Raw genomic sequence first — 24,450 nt, 5'->3', positions numbered from 1 at the left:
CACGCTCCCGCGGTCACGGGCGCGGGAAGCGGGCGCGCACGGCGTCGATGCAGGTGTCCCGGGACGTGGGCCCGCCGAACCGAAGCCGGTCGTAGGCCGTGAACTCCGGTTCCAGTACGTCGAGTTCGTCGACCAGCGCGTGCAGCCGCTCGGACCACGGCACGGAACCGGCATCCGGCTCGTCCTCCGAGGCACTGATCGCGGCCGTCAGGTGGTCCTTGCGCCGGATGGCGGCCGGGGTCACCGAGTGCAGGCACACGTACTGCCCGCTGAGATACGCGTCCCACTCCGCCTTCCCGGCGACCGGGTCGGCCCAGTGCGCGGTGAACCACGCTTCGAGCAGTTCCACGCCGCCGGCCTCGTCGGCGAGGGCGAACAGGTCGCCCGGCACCATCTCGGCGCCGTCGGAGCGCAGATACCCCGGAAGCGGCAGCCGCCGCCCCAGCATCAGCCGGCGGACCTCGTCGGCGTCGCGGCCACGGACCGCGCACAGCTTCTCCAGGGCGACGAACCGCGCGCTGACATACGCGTCATCGGCCCCGGTCATCGGATGGTCGCCGTTGACCTCACGGAACCGCTCGCCGATCCGCTGCTTCAGATCCGTCTCCGGCATCGGGCAGCCTCCGTTTCCACCTGCGCGGACCTCCCGCACAGGACTCGGCACGCTACCGACCGGACGGTTCGGCACTCACCGAACCGTCGATGGAGGCCGCGGCGGCACGAGGACGCCCCGCCCCGACGCGGTCCGGTCTCAGGGGGCGGCCGCGTCCGGGGCCTTCCTGCGCCTGCTGAGCAGCGCGGAGACCGGGAGGGCCGCCGCCAGGCCGCTGAGAAGGATCGCGGCGAGGGCGCCCAGGACGGTGGGCTGGTCACCGAAGGCGAGACCGATGGCGGCGAGCGCGGGACCGGCGTTGCGTACCGAGGCGACGCCGCCCATGGTGGTGCGGCGTCTGGCGGAGCCGCTGGCCAGCAGTGTTCCCGCGGCGAAGGCGAGGATGCCGAGCAGGAAACCGGCGAGGAGCGCGAGTGAGCCGAAGAGGCCGACGACGTCGTGCCAGTTGCCGAGCAGCATGCCCGTCAGCACGATCAGGAAGGTGATGTTGGAGACGGAGGCCGCCGCGGGGTGCCAGGACCGGGCGGTGGGTTCGGCGTAGCGGCGCAGGAGCAGCCCGACGGCGAAGGGGACGAGCTGCAGGAGTGCCACCGTCCGCACCAGCGCGCCGACCTCGAGGGAGACCGTGGTGCCGATGTCGGCGGCCTTGAGGACGGCGTTGGCGGTGGGGGCGAAGGTGAGGCTGCCGAGGGAGGCGAGCAGCACCTGCATCGCCGCGCCCGCGACGACGTCCCCCCGCTGTACGGTCGCCAGCTTCGCTCCGAAGGGGCCGCCCGGGGACGAGGCGATCAGGACGAGGGCGATGAAGGCGGCCGGGGGGAGGCCGAGCAGTGCGCCGATGCCCCAGCCGAGCAGCGGGACGACGGCCATGTTGGCGACCAGCGCCAGCGAGAGCAGCGGAACGTCGGCGAGGACGCCGCGCAGCGCCGGTACGGTGGCCCGCAGCCCGGCGGCGAACATGGTGGCCGCGATGAAGATCACCGTGACGGCGTTGAGAACGAGATGCAGGGTGCCCATGGTCCTCGTCCGCCCCGTCAGTCGCGGAGGTCACCGAGCCAGCGCAGGGCGCTCAGGCTCGGCAGGAAGCAGTACTCGCCTCCACGGGTGACGACGAAGCGCGGCAGCGGAGCGAGGCGGCGGCGCACGGGCCGGCGGGGGACGGTGTAGCGGGTCTGCCCGTCCGCGGCTCCGACGACGGGGTCCTTCGTGTGGCCGTCGCCGAAGAAGACACCGTCGTTCATCCACTCCGACTGGACGAACTCGAACTGCCGTCCGGGGTGTGCGCCGATGAACGCGAACATCAGGCCGCGGTCCACGCCGTCGTCCTCCAGCACCCCGTCGGGCAGCGGTGGGCCGTAGACGGCGCCGCGCCGGATCATGCGGTGCAGCCGTACCTCCCCGGCCACCGAGGCGTCGCGCGGGTTGGCCCGGCGTATGTGGCAGCCCCTGGGCGTGGTGAATCCCGTCGGGTCCTCCTGCTCGTAGAAGAAGGTGTTGCGGCGGAGCGGGTCGGCCCCGAGGGCGGGGTCGTCGTGTTCGGGGGCGAGGGCCAGCGGGGCTCCGCCGCGCCAGCGGCCCATGATCTTCGCGGCGATCAGTTCCTCGTCCTGGGCGGTGGTGGAGCTGTCCTTCAGGTAGCGCCGGAAGGCCGCGACGTCCTGGTGGAGTTTGCGGAAGGCCGCGTAGCTGCCGTTGCGCCCGAGCACGGCCGGTTCCGGCGCGGCGGAACCGCCGAGCTCGTCGGGGCGGCCCAGGATGAACTCTCCGCTTTTCAGGGGTACTTCCAGCCTGTTGGACCCCGGGATGCCGCTGCCTTCGACAGCGGGGTGGCTGACGCCGTCGAGGTAGCCGAAGTGTTCCTTCTCGCTCGGCAGTGCGTAGCAGTCCTGCCGCCAGATCGCCGTCACGCCGGGCAGCCGGTCGTAGGCGGACCGGGCGCGGTCGACGGCCTCTTCCAGGCGCGGCGGGTCCGGGGCGACCGCCGCGATCACCACATGGACGTCGTGGGTGCCGAGCGGCGCCTCCCAGTGCCGCGGGGCGCTGGCTCCCTCGTCGTGCAGTGCCCGTGCGCGGGCCGCCATGCCCTGCCGGAACTCCCAGGCGAACGAGTCCAGCGAGGAGCGGGGCACCCCCAGGGCCCGCAGGCCCCAGTGGGTGACGGCGACGCTGACCCAGGTGTCCCCGAGGGGGCTGGAGGTGTCGGCGGCCGAGGTCGCCGCCGTACCCGCGCGCCGCATCAGCTCCCGGCCCTGGTCCCGGTCGTCGATGCGGAAGACCAGGTACGTCGCCGCGTACGGGGTGGGGCGCGGGCTGAGGACTCCGCGCTGGATGTCGTCGAGTTCGAGCGTGACGTCCGTGGGTGCGCTCATGCGGGCCTCCCTGCGGCATCGCTACGAGACGAGGTTGTGCCAGAAGTTCCGCAGGCTGTCGTCGGCACCGAAGAGCGTGCTGAAGATCGTGGAGTCGGCCAGCAGCACATCGGCCGCGCGGTCGCCGCCGGGAGGCATCCACAGGAACATGTTGAACTCGGTGTTCCCGTCCTCGGTGAACGGGTGGGGCCGTGAGGTGTCGATCGGCTGCCGGGCCAGCACGTGAATGGTGTCCGGCCGATCGGCCGTCACCGCGTAGTGGGGCAGGTGCATATGGAAGTTGAAGTTCGTGACCCCGTTCAGCCACCCCTTCTCGTCCAGGTCCCCGAAGGTCGTCAGAGGGGCGATCCGATGGTCCTCGCCGGTGGCGGGGCGCAGCCCGTACCGGTTGACGACGGGTATGCCCAGGCCCTTCATCAGATCACGGACGTAGGTGGCGAACCGTTGCTGGCGCGGTACCAGGGGGTCGCCGTGGTGGCGGTACTCCACCTCCCGCACGGACAGGTCGTCCGAGGCGCCGACGTCGTGATGGGGCCCCAGGACCAGACGCGCGTCCTCCCTCGTCAGGAACGCCCGCAGCGCCTCGATCTCCCCGGGCCGCGCCTCCTGCTCGGTGATCATGTGGTCCAGCCCGAAGACGAACAGGACGTCCGTGTCGTCGAGCACCCGCTCGTCGAGCGGGGTGTGGAAACCGGCCTGGTCGATGCGCTGGTAGACGGGGACGGGATGTCCGGTGGTCTCCTCGACGAAATCCTGGAACGGCACCCACGCCCAGAAGAACAGCTCCAGCGATCCCGCGATGGTCTGCTGGAACTGGTACGGGTCCGACCACCTCGGATCCTCGTAGGCGGGCCACGCCACCCGGCGCACCTCGGTCAGGGTGGAGAACCGGTTGTCCAGTTCGGCCGCGTTGCGGCCCGCCTCGGCGGGATAACTCCACGAGACGTAGACGCTCACCCGGCGTCCGGCGGGTGTGTACGCCCGGGGAACGTGCCGCTGGTTGTAGACCCGTGCTGTTCTGGCCTCACTCATGGCCCGGCCTCACTGCATCTGCCGCACTGCGTCTGCCGCACTGCATCTGCTTCACTGCATCTGATCGAGCATCTCGGACAGAGCGCTCTTGATCCGCAGAGCCTTCTTGATCTCGTCCGCCGTCACATACGGATACTCCCCGTACTCGATGAAGCTCGGACAGTGGTGCTCGCGGACGAATCCGATGAACGCCTCCGGGTTGGTCCGCCAGTCCTCGGGAAACCCCTCGAGGTGCTCGAACGCCGTGCTCACACCCGCCTTCGAGAACAGCGCGATGGCGTCCTCGGTGTACTTGTCGAAGTCGGTGTCGAAGATCCCCTGGTACATGAAGCGCGTGTCGTCGTCGAAGAGGACCCACCGCAGGTAGTGCAGCTTCAACGGCGCCAGCAGGTACGGATCCTCCTCCAGCGCCTCGGCCAGCGCGGAACCGTACGCGCGCATCGCCCCGGCGTGGCCGGGTTTGACCCGCGCGACGATCGTGAACCCGTAGCAGGCCGGAGTCCTCGGGAAGACGGGCCCGTACTTTCCCTGCTCGAGATGGTCCGTCTCCTTGGGGAGAGCGACCGCCCGAGGCCTGATCTCCATGTCCGCACCTCCAGCCCACTGGCCGGGACGATCCCATCGTCCCGCCGCACGACCGGGCGCGCCTGCCGAGCGAGGGGGAAGGATTCGTGGATCCGGCACGGGTCCGGGCTCCTCGGCGGCGTCGGCAGGGGCAGCGGGGGCGGGCCGGACCGCCCGCCCGGGCCCGCCCGGACCGGACCGCTCCTCGCCTTCCGGGCCAGTACGGGCATGGCAGACGCAGGCGCAGCGAAGCCGCTCGACGACGACACCACGGACTCTCACGGCGACCGGCCCCGGGCATTCCTCGTGCATCCCCACCCGGCACCCGGGCGCAAGAACCCCGCGAACCGGCTCGGTCACCGCTGCCCGGACACCGGACGGAGCCCCCGTTGCTCCCGACACGGCGCACACGCGTACCGGGGGACGGCGGAACCCGCCTCCTCGTCGACGGCATCGACCAGGACGGCGGTGCCGGACGGGCCCTTGTGCCAGTCGCACCGTCCGGTCGTGCCGGTGCACCGCTTGCACCGGCACACCGGATACGCCTGGCAGACAGGAATGAAATCGACCGGGATGACCTCCGCCCTGGGCTTCACGACGCGCGTCGTGAAGCCATGCCGGTCAACCTCATACACCTTGATCGTCATCGTCACGACGACACTCCTTCCACTACCCTGAGTCGCCAAGCCATCACTGTGAATACGACGGTATGGAGCGGCGGCTGCCCCTTGAACTGACTGCGGGTACGTGTGCCCGGTCGAGTTCGGCAGGCAAGGAGGACGCGATGGACACCGGACTACGCAATACCCTGACCAGCGGTCGGGGGACGACACAAAGGAGCCGAAGAGGCACAGTGTCCGGGTATGTTTTCCGTCTCGTCCGCGAGCAGTTGGGTCACACGCAGGAAACGCTCGCGGAGCAGCTCCGGGTCTCGCTCGACACCGTCGCAGGATGGGAGTCAGGACGTCGGCCTCTGACGGCTCTGCCCGTCGGGCACATGCTTCTGTACCGCCACCAGCTCTTGCAGTTGGGCAGCGCACCCACCCTGCTCTCAGCCTTGGAACGGGCTTTGGAAGCAGACGTGCTGCTGGCCGGTGTCCTCGACGAGGACACGGCCGCCGACGACAGTCCGATCGGCGCATGGGTGATGCAGCGCGACTTGGTCGAGGTGCTGTCCTGGCCACTCAACGGCGTGCCTCCGACACCACTGCAAGCGCTGCCCGAGCCACCGCGACCTCGCCGGGGCCCTGTGCCGCGCGGCCCGGAACTCCACGCCTCCGAACGCAGACGCTTCTTCTCTCGCATGCGGTCGGCCGCCGAGAAATCACACGGCAAGGAGCACTTTCTGCTACGCCGCCAAGCCCTCTATCTGGCTGGGTACGACGACGCCCCGGATACTTCCGAGTGGCTGGCTCAGCAGCAGCGAACCGAGCGCCCCGACGGCTGGCTGGCCACCTGGCTCAACTCTCGCTCGGTTGCGGCTGTCGCCGCCAGGCAGGGCGACCGAGACCGCATGGAACACTTCATCACCACGACGCTTGCCGACGACGACGCGGGTGAGGCAGCAAACCTCAACTACTGGGCGTACTGGATCGGCGAGGCGCCGAACATTCAGTTGTCCGACGACTTCATTGCCGCCGCGAACCCGGGCCCGTGGCCGGGCGACAAGCTGATGCGCCACCTCGTACGAGGCATGACTCTCAGCCATGGCTTCTTCGATCTGAGCGTCCATACTCTCTGGTCTCTCCTCGCCGCCCGACCAAACCTGCTCCGTCCTGGAGCCCCGATCGGGAACCAGCTACGCGCATCCCTCCCTGTGTTGTTGGATAGCCGGGAGCTCTCGACGCGAGCACGCCGAGAGCTGGAGGGCATCCGGTACGCGATCCGCCTCGCCGAGGCGTGAGAGGAGAAGGCCGTGGCTGACGACCTGTCCGCGGTGGGCCGCTTCCTGTACGAAGCGGGCACGCTCAAGCAGACGCGCCGTACTGGCTGGTGGATGGCGGGGGTCCGCGACCCCGAGAGCGTCGCCGAGCACTCGTGGCGCGCTTCGTTGATCGCTTCGGTCGTCGCGAAGCTGGAAGGCGCGGATCCGGCGCGGGCCGCGTTCCTTGCCGTGTGGCACGACACCCAGGAGACCCGCACCGGGGACGTGAACCATGTCGGCAAGAAGTACGCGCCTGCCGGTGACCCGCAGGCGGTGACCGCGGACCAGACGGCCGGAATGCCGGAGGCGCTCGCGTCGACGATCCGGGAGCTCGTCGCCGAGTACGAGGGCGGGGAATCGCCGGAGGCTGTGTGCGCCAGGGACGCGGACAAGCTGGAGTGCATGCTCCAGGGCATCGAGTACAAGGCGCAGGGCTACGGGAACGCGCAGAGGTGGATCGACAACAGCCGGGCCCGCATCGCCACCGAGACCGGGCGGCGCCTCGCCGATGAGCTCCTGGAGCAGGGAACTCTGGACTGGCTGCGAACCACCCTCGGAGAGAAGGAGGTCTGACCACGACCGGCACGAGACCGCCCCTCCCTCCCGCCGGGTCGGAACGCTCATGGATCCTGGAGCCCCTGATCGAGAGGAGCCGAGCATGGCCGAGGCACTGGTGCCGCTGACGGACAACGTGATCGAGATGCGACTGCGGAAGCTGCCCGGCTGGTCGCGGGTGGGGAACGAGATCACCCGGTCCTTCGGCATCCGGCATCACGGCGGCGTCGCCATGATCGTGCATGTCGCCGATGTGGAGCGGATGGTCGGACACCACGCGGACATCGACCTGCGGTGGGACCGGATCCGGTTCGGGATCACCACGCACGACGCGGGCCGCAGGCTGACCGACGCCGACTTCGACCTCGCCGGACGCATCGACCGGATCGCGGCGGCCCACGGCGCCGTGCCGGTGGCCGACTGATCACCCCCGGGCCGTCGGCGGTCGGTCGCACGGCCGCACCGTCAGTGGCGCCCGGTAGCGTCCTGGCCCATGGATGATGACTTGAAGATCGTTGTCGAGCGTCAGTACGCCCCGGACCCCATCGACTACGGGCGTCTCGTCTCGCTCGTCGAGTCCACCGGCGAACGCGTCGTGCTCACCGAGCACGGTGTGCCGGTGAGCGTGCTGTTACCGGCGGGGAAAGTCGCCGAGTTGGAGCACTGGGCCCGCGCCGAGCCTCCCCTGCCCGAACCAGCGCCTCGGGACGGCGAAGGGGAGGAAGGGGACGGGCCGAGGTGGGACGTCGGCCGGCTCCGGGCGGAGCCGCGGGCCGATCCGCTGGAGTACGGCCCGTACGTCCGGTACGTACGGGCCGACGGCCGGCGGGTGAGCTTCGTGCGGGACGGGGCGGTGGTGGCCGTGCAGCTGGACGCGGGGCACGTGGCATGGCTCATGGACCGGGCCATGCACGCGCGCCAGTCATACATGAGCCCCGAACAGGCGGCGGCGTTCGAGGAGTTCCTGGCGCGGCAGCCACCGGTCGGCGAGCTCTGAGCCCGGGGCGGCCGGGTACCGCGCCCGGCCGCCGGCACCCGGACGTACTGCCCCGGACCGGCCTACCGCCCCGCCGCCACCCGCTCGGAGCCGTCCGGGCCCGTAACGGGAGCCGCCACCGCCCTCGTACCGGGCCGCCGCGCCCCCGCCAGGGAGGTCAGAGCCACCCCGCCGACCAGCAGGGCCGCCGCGCACCACCGCAGCGGGCTCACCGACTCGCCGAGCAGGAGCGCGGCGGAGGACATCCCGAAGACCGGGACGAGCAGGGTGAACGGGGCCACCGAGGAGGCCGGGTACTGGCGGAGCAGGAAGCCCCAGACCCCGAAGCCGAAGACGGTGGTGATCCAGGCGACGTAGACGATGATCCCGGCGCCGCTCCAGTCCAGCGCGGCCAGCGCCGCCCGGTCCCGGTCCCAGCCCTCGAAGAGGAGCGAAAGGCCGAGCAGCGGGAGGACCGGCACGGTCGAGACCCACACCATGAAGTTGAGGGAGTCGGGCGGGGCGGCCTTGCGGGTCAGTACGTTGGAGACGCCCCAGCAGGCGGCCGCCGCGATCACCAGGACGAAGGCGAGCACGGGCCCGCCCGCCCCCTCGTCGACCGCCGCGACCCCGATGCCCGCGAGGGCGACCCCCATGCCCGTCAGCCGTACCCTTCCCGGCCGTTCACCCAGCGCGAAGGCGGCGAAGAGGGCGGTGAAGACCGCCTGGACCTGGAGCACGAGGGAGGAGAGCCCGGCGGGCATGCCGCGGTCCATGCCGATGAAGAGCAGGCCGAACTTCGCGACCCCGAGGGCCAGCCCGACGCCCACGATCCACTTCCACGCGACCTTGGGCGGGCCGACGAACAGGACCGCGGGCAGGGCGGCGGCCAGGAAGCGCAGGGCGGAGAAGAGCAGCGGCGGGAAGTGGTCGAGACCGACCGCGATGACGACGAAGTTGACACCCCAGACGGCGGCCACCAGGACGGCCAGGGCGATGTGGAAGGGACGCATGCGGCGAGGATCACCCACCCCGACCATGTAGCACCAGCACGGATTCCTTCATGGTGGAATTGAGCATTGCTAATGAATCGGGTGCTGGTCGGCCGGTGGACCGGGCGCCCCTCGGGATCCTGGAGGTCCGGTGCTCGATCTGGCCCGGCTGCGCGCCCTGCACGCGGTCTCCGTGCACGGTTCGGTGGCGGCGGCCGCCGCCGCGCTCGGCTACACCCCGTCGGCGGTCTCGCAGCAGATCACCAAGCTGGAACGGGAGACCCGGACGCCCCTGCTGGAGCGGCGCGGGCGCGGGGTCGCGCTGACCGAGGAGGCGCTCCATCTCGCCGGTACGGCCCAGGAGTTGCTGGCGATCGTGGAGCGTGCCGAGACGGCCCTGGAGGAGCGCAGGGGGCTACCGACCGGGCGGCTGTCGATCGGCGCGTTCGCCTCGGCGGCGCGGGGGCTGCTGCCCGGGGTGCTGGCGGAGCTGGACCGGGAGCATCCGGCCCTGGACGTCCGGCTGACCGAGGTCGATCCGCATCTGTCGGTCGATCTGGTGGCCAAGGGGGTGATCGATCTCGCGGTCGCGCACGACTGGGACATCGCCCCGCTGCCCGCACCGGAGGGCGTGGCACAGGCGGTGCTCGGTGACGACCTCTGCGATCTGCTGGTGCCCGAGGGGCACCGGCTGGCCGGGCGGGCGGCGGTTCGGCGCGAGGAGCTGGCGCAGGAGCGGTGGATCTGCCAGCCGCCGGGGACGGTCTGCCACGACTGGCTCGTACGGACGCTGCGGGCGGCGGGCTGCGAGCCGGACCTCCGGCACCGGGCGGAGGAGAACCACACCCAGCTGGCCCTGCTCGCCGCCGGTCTCGGAGTCGCGATGATCCCGCGCCTGGGGCGGGGGCCGCTGCCGCCGGGCGTGGTGGCGGTGGACCTCGACCCGGTGCCGGTGCGGCGGCTGTACGCGCTGTGGCGCACCGAGGCGGCCCGGCGCCCGGCGATCACGGCGGCGGTGGCCGCGCTGCGGGCGCACGGGGCGGCGGTGGGGCTGCGGCCCGCCGACTGACCGACCGATTCCGACCGCCGACCGGTTCCGTCCACCAACCGATTCCGCCCGCCGACCGGTTCCGACTGCCGACCGACTTCGTCCACCGACCGGTTCCGACTTACCCGCTGACCGATCAGTTCCGATCGCCGGCCGTTTCCGCCCCGTCGGCTGCCCGACCGGTTCCGTGTGCCGACCGATTCCGCCCGTCGGCCGACCGGTTCCGACCGGTCGACCGGCCGACCGATTCCGCCCGCAGTGGCCGGGAATGGGGGCCACGCCGCGCGGTCCGGAACGGTCCGGACCCTTGACCGGAAGTTATTTTCTGGATATCCGTGCTTCTTGGCAGTTTCTTTCAGCAGAGGTTTCTCTCCCCACCTCTCGTCCCCGAGTACGGCCGAAGGAGCTCACGTGCAGCACCGCACCTCCAGACGGACCCTTCTCACCGCCACCGCGGCGACGGCGGTCGCCGCCGTCACCGGCGCGGGCCTGGCCCCCGGCGCCGTCGCCGCTCCGAGGTCCGCGAGCAGCGGGCCGCACGAATCAGCCGTCACCGACCGGCGCATCCGGCGGCTCATCTCCGGGATGAGCCTGGAGGAGAAGGTCGGGCAGCTCTTCGTGATGCGGGTGTACGGGCACTCCGCCACCGAGCCCGACCAGGCCGACATCGACGCCAACCTGTCCGAGATCGGGGTCCGTACGGCCGCCGAGATGATCGCCAAGTACCACGTCGGCGGAATCATCTACTTCGTCTGGGCGCACAACACCCGCGACCCGCACCAGATCGCCGAGCTCTCCAACGGCATCCAGCGCGCCGGACTCGCCGGGCCCACCCCGTTGCCGCTGCTGGTCTCCACCGACCAGGAGCATGGCATCGTCTGCCGGGTCGGCGAACCGGCCACCCTGATGCCGGGCGCGATGGCGCTGGGCGCGGGCGGTTCGCGCTCCGACGCCCGCAGGGCCGGGCAGATCGCGGGCGCCGAGCTGGCCGCGATCGGCATCAACCAGAACTACGCCCCGGACGCCGACGTCAACGTCAACCCGGCCAACCCGGTGATCGGCGTACGGTCCTTCGGCTCCGACCCGCAGTCGGTGGCCGGCCTGGTCACCGCGCAGGTGAAGGGGTATCAGAGCAGCCGGGTCGCCTCGACGGCCAAGCACTTCCCGGGCCACGGCGACACCAGCACCGACAGCCACACCGGGCTGCCGGTCATCACCCACACCCGGGCCGAGTGGGCCGAGCTGGACGCGCCGCCGTTCCGGGCGGCGATCGCCGCGGGCATCGACTCGATCATGACCGCGCACATCGTGGTCCCGGAGCTGGACCCGTCGGGTGACCCGGCGACGCTCTCCCGCCCGATCCTCACCGGCATCCTCCGCGAGGAGCTGGGCTACGACGGGGTCGTGGTGACCGACGCGCTGGGCATGGAGGGGGTGCGGACGAAGTACGGCGACGCACGCGTGCCGGTCCTCGCGCTGAAGGCGGGCGTCGACCAGCTGCTGAACCCGCCGGACCTGGATGTCGCGTGGCAGGCCGTCCTCGCGGCGGTGAAGAGCGGTGAGCTGACCGAGGCCCGGCTCGACGAATCGATCCTGCGCATCCTGCGGCTGAAGACGAAGCTGGGGCTGTTCGACAGCCCGTTCGTCAGCCACGCGGGCGTGGACCGCACCGTCGGCACCCGGGCGCACCTCGCCGCCGCCGACCGGATCGCCGAGCGGACCACGACGCTGCTCGCCAACGACGGGGCGGTGCTGCCGCTCTCCCGCCGCTCGCACAAGAACCTGCTGGTGGTCGGCGCCGACCCGGCGTCCCCGTCCGGCACCACCGGCCCGCCGACCACCACCCTGGCCACCGCCTTCGGCGAACTGGGCTTCGCGGCGACCGCGCTGTCCACCGGCACCGCCCCCGCCCGGACGATGATCGACCGGGCGGTGACGGCCGCGCGCGGCAAGGACGCGGTGGTCGTGGCGACGTACAACGTCTCGGCGAGCAGCTCGCAGCGCACCCTGGTCGGCGAGCTGGCGGCGACCGGCGTCCCGGTGATCACGGTGGCGATCCGCAATCCGTACGACGTCGCCCAGCTGGCGGGTACGGGCTTCGCGGCGAACCTGGCCACGTACTCCTGGACCGATGTGGAACTGCGGGCCGCCGCCCGGGTGATCGCGGGCCGGGCCGCGCCGCGCGGCACCCTGCCGGTCCCGGTGCAGCGGGCGGACGACCCGGCCCGGGTGCTGCACCCGGTGGGTTACGGGCTGCGGTACTGAGCCGTCGGGGAGGGGCCGGCGCACCGGCCCCTCCCCGTGCGGGGCTACCGGCGCGGCCCGCGTTCCTCGCGCACGTCCCGCTTGTCGAGGCGGGCGTCGTACGCGGCGAGCGGCTGCGCCTTCGCCGGGTCTTCCCGCACGGCGGCCGGGGCGACACCCGCCCAGCGCAGCACGGCGGCGGTGGCCTTCGCCCGGTCGCCCTCGGCGAGGGCGCCGACCGTGGCGCCGTGGTTGCCGCCGGGCACGGTCATGACGTAGCTGTCCCGGGAGCCCGCGCCGAGCCGGAAGGGCTCGGCCCCGTACGGGTCGTTCTCGCCGTACACGTACAGCATCCGCTCGCCGTGGTGGCGCACCCAGCCGTCGATGTCGCGCATCACCGCGGGCTGGAACTTCATGGGGATGGAGCGCGGTACGAAGGTGCGCGGCGGCTGGTAGCCGTAGCGGCTGAGGCTGCCGAGCCAGGGCTGGCGGATGTCGGGCGAGCCGAGCTGGGTGCCCGCCTGGTAGTAGTACGGGACGTACTTCTCCAGGCCCTGGTCGGTGTAGGTGGAGAACCCGGTGATCGCGTCGACGGAGTCCCAGATCTCCTGGTCGGTGGCGGACTCCGCGTCGGCGGGGACGGTGTCGCAGTCGGCGGGCAGGCTGTACTGCCAGAACGTCCAGTAGTAGTCCATGACCACGGCCTCGTACGCCCTGTCCAGCGAGCCGGTGGTGTCGAAGGTGTAGCCGTGCTCGGCGGCGTACGCGCGGTACTTCTCCTCCAGCGGGGCGCGGCGCACCAGGGCCTCGCGCTGGACGGCGGCCAGCCGGTCGCGGCAGGCCTTGGTGCCCACCCGGGCGAGGAAGCGGTCGTAGGCCGAATCCTCCTTGTCGACCACGTCGTTGGGCGCCACGTACGCGACGACGCCGTCCATGTCGCCGGGGTGGAAGCGCTCGTAGTACGTGGCCGTCATGCCGCCCTTGGAGGCGCCGGTGGCCAGCCACTTGGCGGGGTAGATCCGCTTCAGGGCGGTGAAGACCCGGTGCTGGTCGTCGGCCGCCTGGCGGATGTCGAGCCTGGACCAGTCGGCGGGCGCGGGCCGCGACGGCGTGAAGTAGCGGTACTCCAGGGAGACCTGGTTGCCGTCGATGATCCGGGTCGGCTCGGCGCGGCCGGGGGTGGTGGAGACGTTGTAGCCGCTGGTGGAGAAGACCGTCGGGCGGGAGGTGTCCTTGTGCAGCAGGGTGATCCGCTGCTGGAAGGTGCCGCGGGACGGGTCTTGGTGGTCTACCGGCTGGGTGTACGAGAGGACGAAGTAGCGGTAGCCCGCGTACGGCTTCTCCTCGATGACGCTCATCCCGGGGATCGCCAGGATGCGGTCCTTGATGTCCGCACCGGTGCCGTCGTCGGAGGCCGTGACCCCGCCGGTCACCGCGGCCGGCCGGACGGCGGTGGCCGCCCCGGCCTGTGCCCCCGTCACCCCCACTGTCCCGATGAGCACCGCGAGCGACAGGAACCCTCTCAACGCCTTGCGCATACGACCTCCCTCGATTCGCCTTGTCGGCGGCGAGCCTAGGGTCTTTCACCGCTTCGGGGAGGCCCTCAGCAGAGAATCCAGCCGGTGGAGCCCGACTTGCCGGAAATCGTGCCCGTGACGCGGACGCAGCGGTTGAGGGCGTGGACCGTCACCGGGCCGGCCTGCTTGGTGTACCGGCCCCGGTCGGTGACGGGCTGACCGCCGCGCGCCTGGATCGTCACGGACATCGTGCGGCGCGGGCCGGACTTCTTGGCGACCGCCAGCGCGCAGGCGTAGGAGCGGCTCTTGTAGACGCGCAGTTCGCCGGTGCCGAACGAGACGGTCTTCGCGGGACGCCCGGCGCAGACCGAGACGGCGCCGGCCGGGCCGACCGCGGGGCCGCCGAGCACCAGCCCGAGGGCCGCCGCCACGGACAGGACGACCGTGCGCACCAGCGCCCGGCGGGGCCGCCGGGCGGGGCCGTCGTCTTCGCTGCCGGTCGTCCCCGCGGACTTGTCCGTCGCTCTGGTCACCCGTCGCCTCATCATCACTCGAACATACGCACCCTGATTCAGCACCTGCGCATACAGGTGTACGACGCAGGGAGCCCGTCCGAAGGTTGCACGCGGAGTGCCCCGTACGCGGGGCGGCGAAGGCGCCAGCATGGCTCCACAGGACAGAGCCACACGAAAGGCAGGAACCCTCATGCCTCCACTCCGCACCGCGCCGGGCCCCCGGGGCCGGCGTCCCGTCGGCCGTACGCTGCTCGCCGCCGCCCTGCTGGCCTCCCTCGCCGCGGTCCCGGCCGTCGCGGCGACTCCCCCGCGCGCCCCGCAGACCCTGCCGGAGACCGTGGCCCCGGCGCCGGCCGACGCCGGGCTCGGTTCCTCCGCGCGCCAGCAGGTCGCCCACTTCTACGGCGCCTACATCGACGCGGTGTCGGCCGAGGACGGCGGGCGGGCCGCCGCCGATCTGCGCGCGTTCTATCTGACCCCCCGGTTCCGCTCCCAGCTCGATGCCTGGGAGCGCCGCCACAACGCGGACGGGGTGCTCCGCGCGCAGAACGCCCCGCTCGGCTTCCGGGTCACCCCGGGCGACAGCGGCGCCGGGCACACCTGGTCGGCGGTGCGGCTCACCTGGAGCGGCGGGAAGCACCCCTCGTACACGTACCTGACGGTCCGCTCGGACCTGCGGACCGGGAAGATCTCCGACATCTCCGACCGGTCCGACAGCACCCGGTGACCGGGCGGGCGGGCCCGCCGCTCACACCGCGGCGGGCTCGTCCTCCCCGATGAAGGTGCGCCACAGCACGGCGTAGCGCCCGTCCTGGGCGAGGAGCTCGTCGTGGGTGCCGTCCTCGACGACCCGGCCGTGGTCCATCACCACGACCCGGTCGGCGCGGGCGGCCGTGGTCAGCCGGTGGGCGACGACCAGGGTGGTGCGGCGGCCGGCCAGGCGGTCGGTGGCCTGGTTGACCAGGGCCTCGCTGGCCAGGTCCAGGGAGGCGGTCGCCTCGTCGAGGAGCAGGATGTCGGGGTCGACGAGCTCGGCGCGGGCCAGGGCGATCAGCTGGCGCTGCCCGGCCGAGAGGTTGCGGCCCCGCTCGGCGACCTCGTGGAGATAGCCGCCGTCCAGGGTGGCGATCATGTCGTGGGCGCCGACCGCCCGTGCCGCCGCCTCCACCTCGGCATCGGTGGCCCCGGGCCGCCCGTAGGCGATGGCGTCGCGGACCGTGCCGGCGAAGAGGTACGCCTCCTGCGGCACGACCCCGAGCCGGTGCCGGTAGGCGGTGAGGTCGAGGCGGCGCAGGTCGGTGCCGTCGACGGTGACCCGGCCGCCGGTGGGGTCGTAGAACCGGGCGACGAGCTTGACCAGGGTGGACTTGCCCGCACCGGTCTCGCCGACGAAGGCGACGGTCTGCCCGGCCGGTATCCGCAGCCCGACGTCCGCGAGCGCCTCCTCGGCCGCCGCGGCGTCGGCCGCCTCGCCGCCCCCGTACGCGAAGGAGACGTCCTCGAAGGCGATCTCGCCGCGCAGCGACAGCACGTCCAGCGGTTCGTCGGCGCTCTTGGTGGAGGCCGGCTCGCGCAGCAGTTCCTGGATGCGGCCGAGGGAGACGGTGGCCTGCTGGTAGCCGTCGAAGACCTGGGAGAGCTGCTGGACCGGGGCGAAGAACAGGTCGATGTAGAGCAGGTAGGCGACCAGGGCGCCGGTGGTGAGGGTGCCGTGGTCGACCCGGCCCGCGCCGACGATCAGCACGCCCGCGGCGGCCACCGAGGACAGCAGCTGCACGAACGGGAAGTAGACCGAGATCAGCCACTGGCCGCGCACCCGGGCCTCGCGGTAGTGGTCGCTGCGGCCGGCGAACCGCTCGGCGCCGTCGTGCTCGCGGCGGAAGGCCTGCACGATCCGCAGCCCGGAGACGGACTCCTGGAGGTCGGCGTTGACGGCGCTGATCCGGGTCCGGGCCAGCTCGTAGGCCCGGACGCTCTTGCGGCGGAAGAAGAAGGTGCCGACGACCAGCAACGGCAGCGTCGCGAAGACCACCAGGGCCAGCTGCACGTCCAGCACCAGCAGCGCGACCATGATGCCGAGGAAGGTGACGACCGAGACGAACGCGGTGACCAGTCCGGTCTGGAGGAACGTGGACAGCGCGTCCACGTCCGTGGTCATCCGGGTCATGATGCGGCCGGTCAGCTCGCGCTCGTAGTAGTCCAGGCCGAGCCGCTGGAGCTGCGCGAAGATCTTCAGCCGGAGCGCGTACAGCACCCGTTCGCCGGTACGGCCGGTCATCCGGGTCTCGCCGATCTGGGCGGCCCACTGGACCAGGACGACCAGCAGGGCGAGCGCGGACGCCGCCCAGACCGCACCGAGCGCCAGCCGGCTGACGCCCTGGTCGATGCCGTGCCGGATCAGCACCGGCAGCAGCAGCCCGGCGCCCGCGTCGACCGCGACCAGCGCCAGGCTCACCAGCAGCGGCGGCCCGAAGCCGCGCAGCAGCCTGCGCAGCCCGTAGGAGTCCTCGGGGCGCACGGCACGGGCCTCGTCGATGCCGGGGGTGTCGGTGGCGGGCGGCAGTGCCTCGACCTGGGCGAGCAGCTCGGGGGTGGCGGGCATGCCGGCCGTGGCGGTGTCGCCCGGCTCCTCCTTGCGGACCCACAGGTGGGGGCTGATGCCGCGCTCGGCGTCGAACTCGGCGTCCAGCTCCTCCTGGAGGGTTCGGTCGGCCTCGGGGTCGGAGTCGGGGGCGGCGGGGGTGAGCGGCTGGTGGCCGGGCGAGGCGCCGCCCAGCCCCTCGGGGTCGGTGAGCAGCCGCCGGTAGAGCGGGGAGCGGCGCTCCAGCTCCTCGTGGGTGCCGATGTCGGCGAGGCGGCCGTTCTCCAGGACGGCGATCCGGTCGGCGAGGTTCAGGGTGGAGCGGCGGTGGGCGATCAGCAGGGTGGTGCGCCCGGCCATCACCTGGCGCAGCGCCTCGTGGATCTCGTGCTCGACCCGGGCGTCGACGGCGGAGGTGGCGTCGTCGAGGAGGAGCAGCCGGGGGTCGGTGAGGATGGCGCGGGCGAGCGCGATGCGCTGGCGCTGGCCGCCGGAGAGGGTGAGTCCGTGTTCGCCGACCTTGGTGTCGTAGCCCTCGGGCAGTTCGGCGATGAAGCGGTCGGCGCGGGCGGCGCGGGCCGCCTGGTCGATCTGCTCCTGGGTGGCGTCGGGGACCCCGTAGGCGATGTTGGCGCGGACGGTGTCGGAGAAGAGGAAGCTGTCCTCCGGTACGAGTCCGATGGCGGCGCGCAGCGAGGACTGGGTGAGTTCGCGGACGTCGTGGCCGCCGACCAGGACGGCGCCGCGGGTGACGTCGTAGAAGCGGGGCAGCAGCAGGGAGACGGTGGACTTGCCGCTGCCGGAGGCGCCGACCACGGCGACGGTCTCGCCGGGCTCGATGGTCAGGGAGAAGCCGTCGAGGACGGGGCGGTCGTCGGTGTAGCCGAAGCGGACGTCGTCGAACTCGACGCCGGCGGGGGCGTCGGCCGGGAGTTCCCTGGTGCCGTCCTTCATGGTCGGTTCGGTGTCGATGAGCTCCAGTACGCGTTCGACGCCGGCGCGGGCCTGCTGGCCGACGGTGAGGACCATGGCGAGCATCCGGACCGGTCCGACGAGCTGGGCGAGGTAGGTGGAGAACGCGACGAAGGTGCCGAGGGTGATCTGGCCCCGGGTGGCGAGCCAGCCGCCGAGCGCCAGCATGGCGACCTGGCCGAGCGCGGGGACGGCCTGGAGGGCGGGGGTGTAGCGGGCGTTCAGCCGGATCGTGCGGAGCCGTCCGGCGAAGAGGCGGCGGCCGACCTCGCGGAGCTTGCCGGTCTCCTGCTCCTCCTGCCCGAAGCCCTTGACGACCCGGACGCCGGAGACGGCGCCGTCGACGACCCCGGCGACGGCGGCGGCCTGTCCCTGGGCGTACCAGGTGGCGGGGAAGAGGCGGGAGCGGGAGCGGCGGGCGATGTACCAGAGGGCGGGGGCGACGGCGATCGCGACGAGGGTGAGCAGCGGCGACAGCCACGCCATGATCACCAGGGAGATGATGAAGAGCAGGATGTTCCCGATGGTCATCGGGAGCATGAACAGCAGGCTCTGGATCAGCTGGAGGTCGCTGGTGGCACGGCCGACGACCTGGCCGGTGGACAGTTCGTCCTGCCGCCTCCCGTCGAGCCGGGTGATCGTCCCGTACATCTCGGTACGGAGGTCGTGCTGTACGTCGAGGGCGAGCCGGCCGCCGTAGTAGCGGCGTATGTAGGTGGCTATGTAGACGAGCACGGCGGCGGCTATGAGGAGTCCGGTCCACACGGCGAGGGACCGGGTGTGGCCGACCACGACGTCGTCGATGATCACCTTGGTGACCAGCGGGACGAGGGCCATCACCGCCATGCCCGCGAGCGACGAGCCGAGCGCCAGCAGCACATTGCGCCGGTAGCGCCATGCGTAGCCGCACAGGCGCCGGGCCCAGCCCGGGGTCCGTGCCACGCTCTGTGCGTCCTCTTCGTCCGTCACCGGTGCCTCCCGTAAGACCTGGTCTACCGGAAGGCACCAACGCGGTGGGCTGCGGATTTCATCCCGCTGTTACAAAGACGGGCCTTTGGTCGTACGCCGACGCCGGCCGGTCCTACGACCGGGGCGTCGCGGTGAGCATGCGGACGGCCGGGGCCTCCGGCACCGCGGGCACCGCTTCCTGCGGGGCGGCGGGCGGGGCGACGGTCGTGGTGGCGCTGGCGGCGACGGCCGGGTTGAGGTCCTTGTGCACGGCGCGGGCGACGGCCTGGACGGTGTTGATGCCGTCGTTCATCGTCTTGTTGTCGTGGGTGAGCACGGTGATCGCGTAGTCGTGCCCCTTGCCGGTGAAGGCGCCGATGCTGTGCACCCGCCAGCCGTGGGTGGCGCGCGGCAGCCAGCCGTTCTTGACCTGGACGGTCACCCCGGAGGGGGCCCCGGCCGGGGTGCCCCAGCGCTGCGAGGCGACGACCTTCTTCATCAGCCCGAGTTCGTAGGTGCGGGAGTTGTCGCTGAGCACGCTGTTCTTCACGGTCAGCAGGTGGAGCAGCCGCAGCTCGTCCTGGGCGGTGATCTGGGTGAGCCCCCAGTAGCCGCCGGAGCCGGGCACGGTGTGCGTCATCCCGGCCGCCTTGAGGAAGCCCTTGACCTTGGTGACGCCGAGCTGCTTCCACAGGCTGGTGGTCGCGTCGTTGTCGGACTTGGTGATCATGGCGGTGGCGAGGTTGATCTCGCGCTGGGTGAGGTAGCGGCCGTGCTTCTTGTTGTCCCAGAGCAGCGTGGCCAGTACGGTCGCCTTCACCACGCTGGCGGAGTCGTACGTGGTGGTGGCCCGCAGGGTGCAGTTGGTCTTGGTCGTGCGGTCGTAGAGCGCCACGGCGGTGGTCGACTTGCGGCCCTTGAGCGCGGCGGTGATGTCCTTCGACAGCTTGGCGGCGAGTCCCGCCTTGCCGGAGGTGCAGCTCACCGTCGGGGTCGCCGCGGCGGCGGGCGCGGCGGTGAGCGCCACCGGTACGAGTACACCGGCGGCGAGCGCGACGGACAGCGCGCCCCGCGCGCGGCGGGATATGTGGGATCCGTTCATGAGGCTTCCCCCTGAGTCATCTGTTCGGGCGCGCCCCCGGCACGCCCGAAACAAATGACTCCTGGGGAACGGAAAAGTTGTACGAGACACGCGTCGTGCGGCGCACATCACCCTGCGGTGTGTGTCCGGTGTCGTGCAGGCGGCGCAGTCCCGCCGCCGGGCCACCGGCCCGTGCCGTGCGGGCCCGTGCCGTGCGGGCTCAGGCGGTCCGGGAGGCCGCGATCTGCCGGGACATGATCGTGGTCAGCTCGTACGCGGTGTGGGAGGCGGCGACGGAGGTGATCTCGGCGTGGTCGTACGCCGGGGCGACCTCGACCAGGTCGGCGGAGACCAGGTGGCAGGAGGCGAGCCCGCGGACGATCTCCAGCAGCTCGCGGGAGGTCAGGCCGCCGGCCTCGGGGGTGCCGGTGCCGGGCGCGTGCGCCGGGTCCAGGACGTCGATGTCGATGGAGATGTACAGCGGCCGGTCGCCGATCCGCTGACGGAGCTGGTCGGCGATCTCGTCGACGCCGCGCCGCATGACGTCGGCGGAGGTGACGATGCCGAAGCCCATCTTCTCGTCGTCGGTGAGGTCCTGCTTGCCGTAGAGCGGGCCGCGGGTGCCGACGTGGGAGAGCGCGGAGGTGTCGAGGATGCCCTCCTCGACGGCGCGCCGGAACGGGGTGCCGTGGGTGTACTCGGCGCCGAAGTAGGTGTCCCAGGTGTCGAGGTGGGCGTCGAAGTGGAGCAGGGCGACCGGGCCGTGCTTCTTCGCGACGGAACGCAGCAGCGGCAGGGCGATGGTGTGGTCGCCGCCGAGCGTCATCAGGCGGGCGCCGGTGCCGAGCAGGTCGTCGGCGGCGGCCTCGATCGTCTCGACGGCCTCGTTGATGTTGAACGGGTTCGCGGCGATGTCCCCGGCGTCGGCGACCTGCGCGAGCGCGAACGGCGAGGCGTCCTGGGCCGGGTTGTACGGGCGCAGCAGGCGCGAGGCCTCACGGATCGCGTTGCCGCCGAAGCGGGCGCCGGGGCGGTAGGAGACACCGGTGTCGAAGGGGACGCCGACGACGGCGACGTCGGTGGTGCCGACCTCGTCGAGGCGGGGCAGCCGGGCGAAGGTGGCGGGACCGGCGTACCGGGGGACGCGGGAGGAGTCGACGGGGCCGCGCGGCGTTTCGTTGCTGCTCATGTGGGGTGCCTTTCCTTCGCTTCTCGATCACGTACGCGGCCGGGGCATCACGAGGGGTCGTGGGGCGGCGCGCGTGTCCGATGTTCCGACGTGAAGGAACGGTAGGTGGCCCATGGGCCGCGTTGAAGAGTACGTTTCATCCATCATCGCCACGTTCGATGGATGGATCGTCCATGTCGCACGCCCCGGGCGGGCCCGCCCTGCCCGCCCCGCCCACTCCCCCGGTGCCGCTCGCCGAGCTGCTCGCCCGCGAGGAGCTGGGGCTGCGCCTGATCGCGGGCCCGGCCGACGCGGAGCTGCTGTGGGTGCACACCTCGGAGATGGCCGATCCGTACCCGTATCTGCTCGGTGGTGAGCTGCTGCTGACCGCCGGGGTGCAGCTGACGGACCCGGACGCCTTCGTGGCCCGGCTGGTGGAGGCGGGGGCGGCGGCGCTCGGGTTCGGGGTGACGCCGGTGTTCGACACGGTGCCGCGCGGGCTGGCCGAGGCGTGCGAGCGGCACGGTCTGCCGCTGGTGGAGGTGGGGCCGGGGACGCCGTTCACGGCGATCGCCCGCGCGGTGTGGCGGCTGATGGCCGAGGCCCGTCTGCGCGAGCTGCGCCGGGTGACGCGGGCCCAGCAGGCGCTGGCCTCGGCGGCGGCCCGCCCGGACCCGGTCCCGGCGGTCCTGCGCCAGCTGGCCCTCCAGCTGGGCGGCCGGGCCGTCCTGCTCGCCGCCGGCGGCGAGGAGCTGCACGCCTTCGGCCCCGTCCCGGCCCCGGACGCCCGGGCGGCGCTGGCCCGGCTGACCGGGGTGGTCGCGGCCGGGGAGCGCCCCGGCCCGGCGTCGGCCGGTGACACGCTGCGGGACACCCGGCTGTCGGCGTACGCGCTGGGCGGCGGGCAGGGGCTCGTCCTGGCCCTGGCGACGGACCGGCGGGAGCCGGGCGACCACACGATCGCCGGGGTCGCCGTCGTCCTGCTCTCCCTGCTGGCCGCCCCGCACCAGGGCGCCGACGCGGCGGGCCGGTCGGCGGCCCTGGTCCGGCTGCTGCTGGGCGCGGGCCCGCGGGACGTCGAACCGCTGCTCGGCGGGGCCGGGGAGTGGACGGTGGTGCACGCGCGCCGCAGCGGGGACGGCCCGGTGGACCCGCTGACCACGGGGGCGCTGGGGGCCGCGCTCGGTTCGGCCCTGGTCGACGCGGGGCGGGGCGGCGAGCCGGTACGGGTACTGGTCCCCGGTCTCCCCGGCGGCGGCCGGATCACCCCGCAGCCGGGCTGGACCCTGGGCGCCTCCGCCCCCGCCGCCCTCGACGGCCTCGCCGCCGCCGACCGGCAGGCCGCCCGCGCCCTGGGCCGGGCCGTCGCCACCCGTACCCCGCTGGCGCACCACCGCGACCCCGCCGGCACCGGCCTGGCCGCCCTGGTCCCCGCCGCGACGGCCGAGGCGCACGCCCACGCCCTGCTCGCCCCGCTCACCGAGCCGCTGGCCGAGACGCTGCGCTGCTGGCTGAGCCTGCACGGCAGCTGGGACCGCACGGCCGCGGCCCTGCGCATCCACCGCAACACCGTCCGCCAGCGCATCACCCGCTGCGCGGCCCTGCTCGACGCGGACCTGGACGACATGGACGTACGCACGGAGCTGTGGTTCGCGCTGCGGACGCTGCGCTGAACGGTTCCTTCCCGGTCACCGCAGCCCGAGGCAGGGCAGCCAGTCCCGCGAGGTGCCGTGGGTGACGGTGAGCAGGGCGCCGAGCGCGCCCGGGGCGCCGTCGAGCAGGGCGGTGGACGGGCGGGCGGCGGCGAGGGCGTCCGGCAGGCGGGCGCTCAGGTGCGCGGTCAGGCGGGCGGCGAGCAGGGCGGCGGCGGGCACCCCGGCCCGGTGGTGGAAGGCGTCCGCCACGGCCAGCACGCCCGCCGCCCCGTGGCAGAGCCCGAGCCGGTCGGTCAGCGGGGCACCGTAGAGGTGGAGGTCCATGTCGTACTGCTCGGCGACGGTGGTGAAGGCGTGCGCCGCCCAGTCGGCGCCCTCCCGGTCGCCGAGCGCGTCGGCCGCGTCCCAGAGGGCCCAGGTGATGCCGGGGGCGCCGTAGCACCAGGCCTGCCGGGCCCGGGGGCCGGTGGGCGGCGGCCCGTCGAGCCCGGCCCCGTCCCAGCTGCGGACGGACCGGGCGTCGTCGAAGGACTGCCGGACCAGCCAGCCGGTGGTGCGGCGCAGGGCGTCGGTCAGCCGGGGGCGCGGCCCGGTACGACGAACCGTGGCGGTGAGCGCGGTGACGAGCCCGGCCACGCCGTGCCCCATCCCGGTGTTGACGCGGCCCTGGAGCCAGCCCAGGTGGGGGTGGCCCGCGTACTGGCCGATGTGCAGCCGGCGCAGCTCGTCGTGGTCGCACAGCATCGCCAGGTGCGCGGCGAACGGCAGGAGCTGACGGCTGGTCGGCTCGGGGTCCCCGGCGCAGAGGGCGAGCAGGGTGCCGGACGGTCCGCCGATCAGGTCGTAGTCGGGCAGGCCGACGTCCGTGGTGCGCCAGGGGTGGGCGGCGGCCCGGTCCAGGAGGTGGTCGCGCAGCCGGTCGGCGGCGCGGTGCAGCTGCGGGTGGATACGGGCGGCCATGCGCAGCCCGACGAACGTGCCGGCCAGGCCGCCGTCGTACAGCCCGTGGTGGGAGGGGCCCCGGCCGACGGTCCGGGCCCAGGCCGCCACCGCGCGCCGGGCGCTCGCCGAGGCGCCCGCCTCGTGGGTCTCCTTGACCAGTGCGGCCAGTACGGGAACGCCGGGGTCGGGTGTGACGTGGGGGCCCCGGGCGAAGTCGTCGAGGAACCGGACGGCGAGATCGAGGGCGGCCCGGCGGGGCGGAGCCTGGTTACCTGGATGCATCGGAGCTCCTCGTCGGGGAGCCACCCGTACCGGTCCGGGTGGCTCCGTTCGTCGCTACGACGGACACGTGGTGTCCGTGCGGGTGCTGTCAGCGGTGGTGCGGCTGCCGGCGGTCGTGGGGGGGGGAGCGGTCAGCGGTCGTGGGCGGTCGACGGTTCGTGGGCGGTCAGCGGTTCGTGGGCGGTCAGCGGCTGTGCGGGGCCGCGGCGTTCGCGGAGGCCGTCGGCAGGTGAGGGCCGACCCGCAGATGGTCGAGTTGTCGCGGACAAGGACTGCGGACAAGGACTGGTTGCCGCGGATCAGGCTGTCGCCGGCCTCCACGGCGGGCAGGTCGGCGCCGGTGATCCGCTCGGCCAGGTCGTCGATCAGGGCGTCGAGGTGGTGAGTTCCGTGATGGGCCTGGCGTTTCCTCCTGTTCTCCTGGTGTTCCCTGCGGGGTGCCGGCCGCCCCGGCCCGCCGCACCGGGTGCGC

21 protein-coding genes are annotated in these 24,450 nt (G+C 72.7%); 8 read left to right on the top strand and 13 right to left on the bottom strand.

Features of this window, described 5'->3' with window-relative positions; translation table 11 throughout:
• Positions 1-13: 13 nt before the first annotated feature.
• The 6 genes from ACFCV8_RS21145 to ACFCV8_RS21120 form a co-directional block, all read right to left on the bottom strand.
• Positions 14-613: a DUF6058 family natural product biosynthesis protein gene (locus ACFCV8_RS21145; RefSeq protein ID WP_376686930.1), complete on the bottom strand. Its 600-nt coding sequence runs from the start codon at positions 611-613 to the stop codon at positions 14-16.
• 138 nt (positions 614-751) lie between these two features.
• Positions 752-1,630, bottom strand: a complete 879-nt coding sequence (locus tag ACFCV8_RS21140; RefSeq protein ID WP_376686929.1) for a bile acid:sodium symporter family protein — start codon at positions 1,628-1,630, stop codon at positions 752-754.
• 17 nt (positions 1,631-1,647) lie between these two features.
• Positions 1,648-2,982 carry a Dyp-type peroxidase gene (locus ACFCV8_RS21135; RefSeq protein WP_376686928.1) on the bottom strand — a complete coding sequence of 445 codons (1,335 nt, stop codon included), beginning with the start codon at positions 2,980-2,982 and terminating at the stop codon, positions 1,648-1,650.
• 21 nt (positions 2,983-3,003) lie between these two features.
• Positions 3,004-4,014, bottom strand: a complete 1,011-nt coding sequence (locus tag ACFCV8_RS21130; protein ID WP_376686927.1) for a hypothetical protein — start codon at positions 4,012-4,014, stop codon at positions 3,004-3,006.
• A 51-nt stretch (positions 4,015-4,065) separates the two neighbouring features.
• Positions 4,066-4,599 carry a hypothetical protein gene (locus tag ACFCV8_RS21125; RefSeq protein ID WP_376686926.1) on the bottom strand — a complete coding sequence of 178 codons (534 nt, stop codon included), beginning with the start codon at positions 4,597-4,599 and terminating at the stop codon, positions 4,066-4,068.
• Between the two features lie 335 nt (positions 4,600-4,934).
• Positions 4,935-5,231: a hypothetical protein gene (locus ACFCV8_RS21120; protein WP_376686925.1), complete on the bottom strand. Its 297-nt coding sequence runs from the start codon at positions 5,229-5,231 to the stop codon at positions 4,935-4,937.
• A 131-nt stretch (positions 5,232-5,362) separates the two neighbouring features.
• On the opposite strand from ACFCV8_RS21120, the gene ACFCV8_RS21115 reads away from it, so the two are divergent.
• The 4 genes from ACFCV8_RS21115 (at position 5,363) to ACFCV8_RS21100 (ending at position 8,054) form a co-directional block, all read left to right on the top strand.
• The gene (locus tag ACFCV8_RS21115) at positions 5,363-6,481 is read left to right on the top strand and encodes a helix-turn-helix domain-containing protein (protein ID WP_376686924.1); all 1,119 of its coding nucleotides are present in this window, start codon (positions 5,363-5,365) and stop codon (positions 6,479-6,481) included.
• Between the two features lie 12 nt (positions 6,482-6,493).
• Positions 6,494-7,075, top strand: coding sequence for an HD family hydrolase (locus tag ACFCV8_RS21110; RefSeq protein WP_376686923.1), 582 nt, complete (start codon positions 6,494-6,496; stop codon positions 7,073-7,075).
• 85 nt (positions 7,076-7,160) lie between these two features.
• A complete protein-coding gene (locus tag ACFCV8_RS21105) occupies positions 7,161-7,481 on the top strand; it encodes a 4a-hydroxytetrahydrobiopterin dehydratase (RefSeq protein ID WP_376686922.1) in 321 nt (106 codons plus the stop codon).
• 69 nt (positions 7,482-7,550) lie between these two features.
• Positions 7,551-8,054, top strand: a complete 504-nt coding sequence (locus ACFCV8_RS21100; RefSeq protein ID WP_376686921.1) for a type II toxin-antitoxin system Phd/YefM family antitoxin — start codon at positions 7,551-7,553, stop codon at positions 8,052-8,054.
• Between the two features lie 62 nt (positions 8,055-8,116).
• Here ACFCV8_RS21100 and ACFCV8_RS21095 read toward each other — a convergent pair whose 3' ends face one another.
• Positions 8,117-9,046: an EamA family transporter gene (locus tag ACFCV8_RS21095; protein ID WP_376686920.1), complete on the bottom strand. Its 930-nt coding sequence runs from the start codon at positions 9,044-9,046 to the stop codon at positions 8,117-8,119.
• A 130-nt stretch (positions 9,047-9,176) separates the two neighbouring features.
• Here ACFCV8_RS21095 and ACFCV8_RS21090 point away from each other — a divergent pair, with 130 nt between their 5' ends.
• Complete coding sequence (locus ACFCV8_RS21090; RefSeq protein WP_376686919.1) at positions 9,177-10,094, top strand: LysR substrate-binding domain-containing protein; 918 nt, start codon at positions 9,177-9,179, stop codon at positions 10,092-10,094.
• A gap of 390 nt (positions 10,095-10,484) precedes the next feature.
• Positions 10,485-12,338, top strand: a complete 1,854-nt coding sequence (locus ACFCV8_RS21085; protein ID WP_376686918.1) for a glycoside hydrolase family 3 protein — start codon at positions 10,485-10,487, stop codon at positions 12,336-12,338.
• Positions 12,339-12,382: 44 nt separating this feature from the next.
• On the opposite strand, the gene ACFCV8_RS21080 is transcribed toward ACFCV8_RS21085, so the two are convergent.
• The gene (locus ACFCV8_RS21080) at positions 12,383-13,855 is read right to left on the bottom strand and encodes an aminopeptidase (RefSeq protein WP_376686917.1); all 1,473 of its coding nucleotides are present in this window, start codon (positions 13,853-13,855) and stop codon (positions 12,383-12,385) included.
• Between the two features lie 65 nt (positions 13,856-13,920).
• Complete coding sequence (locus tag ACFCV8_RS21075; RefSeq protein ID WP_376686937.1) at positions 13,921-14,379, bottom strand: hypothetical protein; 459 nt, start codon at positions 14,377-14,379, stop codon at positions 13,921-13,923.
• Between the two features lie 160 nt (positions 14,380-14,539).
• On the opposite strand from ACFCV8_RS21075, the gene ACFCV8_RS21070 reads away from it, so the two are divergent.
• Positions 14,540-15,076 carry a hypothetical protein gene (locus ACFCV8_RS21070; protein WP_376686916.1) on the top strand — a complete coding sequence of 179 codons (537 nt, stop codon included), beginning with the start codon at positions 14,540-14,542 and terminating at the stop codon, positions 15,074-15,076.
• Between the two features lie 21 nt (positions 15,077-15,097).
• Here the strand turns inward: ACFCV8_RS21070 and ACFCV8_RS21065 are convergent, their stop codons facing one another.
• The 3 genes from ACFCV8_RS21065 to speB form a co-directional block, all read right to left on the bottom strand.
• Complete coding sequence (locus tag ACFCV8_RS21065) at positions 15,098-18,871, bottom strand: ABC transporter ATP-binding protein (protein WP_376686915.1); 3,774 nt, start codon at positions 18,869-18,871, stop codon at positions 15,098-15,100.
• 112 nt (positions 18,872-18,983) lie between these two features.
• Positions 18,984-19,952, bottom strand: a complete 969-nt coding sequence (locus ACFCV8_RS21060; RefSeq protein WP_376686914.1) for a serine hydrolase — start codon at positions 19,950-19,952, stop codon at positions 18,984-18,986.
• Positions 19,953-20,151: 199 nt separating this feature from the next.
• The gene (gene speB, locus ACFCV8_RS21055) at positions 20,152-21,120 is read right to left on the bottom strand and encodes an agmatinase (protein WP_376686913.1); all 969 of its coding nucleotides are present in this window, start codon (positions 21,118-21,120) and stop codon (positions 20,152-20,154) included.
• A gap of 173 nt (positions 21,121-21,293) precedes the next feature.
• On the opposite strand from speB, the gene ACFCV8_RS21050 reads away from it, so the two are divergent.
• Positions 21,294-22,772 (top strand): PucR family transcriptional regulator, encoded by a 1,479-nt coding sequence (locus ACFCV8_RS21050; protein ID WP_376686912.1) that lies wholly within the window; start codon positions 21,294-21,296, stop codon positions 22,770-22,772.
• A 15-nt stretch (positions 22,773-22,787) separates the two neighbouring features.
• Here ACFCV8_RS21050 and ACFCV8_RS21045 read toward each other — a convergent pair whose 3' ends face one another.
• Entirely contained in the window at positions 22,788-23,978 is a 1,191-nt protein-coding gene (locus tag ACFCV8_RS21045; RefSeq protein WP_376686911.1) for a lanthionine synthetase LanC family protein, read from the bottom strand.
• Positions 23,979-24,450 lie beyond the last annotated feature (472 nt).

It is taken from the genome of Streptomyces sp. NPDC056347, from assembly GCF_042262625.1.
GTDB lineage: Bacteria > Actinomycetota > Actinomycetes > Streptomycetales > Streptomycetaceae > Streptomyces.
Note: the sequence above shows the minus strand (reverse complement) of the source record. Positions and strands in the feature narration are given on the sequence as shown.

Coding starts and splice junctions, on each gene's coding strand:
- ACFCV8_RS21140 (WP_376686929.1), bottom strand. CDS start 1,630: ATGGGCACCCTGCATCTCGTTCTCAACGCCGTCACGGTGATCTTCATC.
- ACFCV8_RS21070 (WP_376686916.1), top strand. CDS start 14,540: ATGCCTCCACTCCGCACCGCGCCGGGCCCCCGGGGCCGGCGTCCCGTC.
- ACFCV8_RS21075 (WP_376686937.1), bottom strand. CDS start 14,379: ATGAGGCGACGGGTGACCAGAGCGACGGACAAGTCCGCGGGGACGACC.
- ACFCV8_RS21100 (WP_376686921.1), top strand. CDS start 7,551: ATGGATGATGACTTGAAGATCGTTGTCGAGCGTCAGTACGCCCCGGAC.
- ACFCV8_RS21130 (WP_376686927.1), bottom strand. CDS start 4,014: ATGAGTGAGGCCAGAACAGCACGGGTCTACAACCAGCGGCACGTTCCC.
- speB (WP_376686913.1), bottom strand. CDS start 21,120: ATGAGCAGCAACGAAACGCCGCGCGGCCCCGTCGACTCCTCCCGCGTC.
- ACFCV8_RS21050 (WP_376686912.1), top strand. CDS start 21,294: ATGTCGCACGCCCCGGGCGGGCCCGCCCTGCCCGCCCCGCCCACTCCC.
- ACFCV8_RS21135 (WP_376686928.1), bottom strand. CDS start 2,982: ATGAGCGCACCCACGGACGTCACGCTCGAACTCGACGACATCCAGCGC.
- ACFCV8_RS21105 (WP_376686922.1), top strand. CDS start 7,161: ATGGCCGAGGCACTGGTGCCGCTGACGGACAACGTGATCGAGATGCGA.
- ACFCV8_RS21115 (WP_376686924.1), top strand. CDS start 5,363: ATGGACACCGGACTACGCAATACCCTGACCAGCGGTCGGGGGACGACA.
- ACFCV8_RS21060 (WP_376686914.1), bottom strand. CDS start 19,952: ATGAACGGATCCCACATATCCCGCCGCGCGCGGGGCGCGCTGTCCGTC.
- ACFCV8_RS21045 (WP_376686911.1), bottom strand. CDS start 23,978: ATGCATCCAGGTAACCAGGCTCCGCCCCGCCGGGCCGCCCTCGATCTC.
- ACFCV8_RS21125 (WP_376686926.1), bottom strand. CDS start 4,599: ATGGAGATCAGGCCTCGGGCGGTCGCTCTCCCCAAGGAGACGGACCAT.
- ACFCV8_RS21145 (WP_376686930.1), bottom strand. CDS start 613: ATGCCGGAGACGGATCTGAAGCAGCGGATCGGCGAGCGGTTCCGTGAG.
- ACFCV8_RS21095 (WP_376686920.1), bottom strand. CDS start 9,046: ATGCGTCCCTTCCACATCGCCCTGGCCGTCCTGGTGGCCGCCGTCTGG.
- ACFCV8_RS21080 (WP_376686917.1), bottom strand. CDS start 13,855: ATGCGCAAGGCGTTGAGAGGGTTCCTGTCGCTCGCGGTGCTCATCGGG.